Source organism: Micromonospora sp. NPDC049580 (assembly GCF_040675595.1).
In the GTDB taxonomy this organism is placed as follows: domain Bacteria; phylum Actinomycetota; class Actinomycetes; order Mycobacteriales; family Micromonosporaceae; genus Micromonospora.
Genome location: NZ_JBFAPG010000845.1, coordinates 1 through 1,018 on the forward strand (window position 1 = coordinate 1; position 1,018 = coordinate 1,018).

The following is a 1,018-nucleotide window of genomic DNA, read 5'->3' on the forward strand; positions in this document are numbered from 1 at the left end:
CGATCATCTCCATCTCCTCGCGGGTCAGCTCGCTCGGCGGCCAGACGTAGACGACGATCCGGTTGGTGGTGAAGCGCGTCTTCGACGGCCGCCGCGACTGGGCCCGGCGGATCGAGTCGAGGCAGGCCGCGATGGCGTCCTCGGTCGTCGGCAGCGCCACCAGCCGGCCGTCCTGCTCGCGCAGCTCGGTCAGGTCGCGCACCTGGGCGAACGCCACGAGACGCTCGTCCGCCGGGTTCTCCCGCGCCACGCACTGGAAGAGGTAGACCTCCTCGTCGGACGACGGCAGCCGGGTCAGGTCGAACTTGTGCAGCCGCTCCAGCTGCATCCGCTGCGCGATGTACGGGTGCAGACCGCGGATCAGCCGGTCCTCGACCATTCCGCCGTCCGACGGGCGGAAGGTGAAGTGGTGGTGCATGACCGCCCCGCCGCGACCCGCGACGGTGGTGGTGAGCCGGCGGACCTGCGCCGGAAGCGGATGTGCGGTGATCACCTGGAGCAGCGCGGCGGCCATCGCGTCGAAGTCCTCCGGCTGGTTCTCCCAGCCGAGGTAGATGTCGGCGTCGACGGAGTCCTCGTCGCCGGCCAGCTCGGCGAGCCCACGCAGCGCCCCGCCCAGCGCGTCGAAGCTCACCGCCGTGGAGACCACACTGGAGTCCGCGCGTTCGGCGACCACGAAGGCGCAGTCGGCGACCTCGCGGGTCCGCACCCGGGTGAGGGCCTTGTTGCCGTAGTAGCGGCGGGTGAGCACCTCCAGCATGATTGTGTTGTCCAGGTGGTCACGGACCAGGCGCTGGCCGAGCAGACGCACCAGCGGCTCGGTGCTGCGGACCATCTCGGCGATGCGCTCGGCGCGGTCGGGGGCGTCCGGGTGCGCGTCCAGGTGTCGCAGGTGCGCCCGGATCTGGGCGTAGACGCGGGCCCGGTTGCGGCGCAGCAGCGGCTGCGCGAACCAGGCGAACACCACGCCCCGGGCCAGGTCGGCGATGGCGGGGAAGCGGACCTGCGTCGCGGCGAT

1 pseudogene is annotated in these 1,018 nt (G+C 71.9%); it reads right to left on the bottom strand.

Annotation, left to right across the window (positions count from 1 at the left end):
• A pseudogene (locus AB0J68_RS32515) lies at positions 1-1,018 on the bottom strand (fused acetyl/propionyl-CoA carboxylase subunit alpha/methylmalonyl-CoA decarboxylase subunit alpha); the annotation flags it as partial.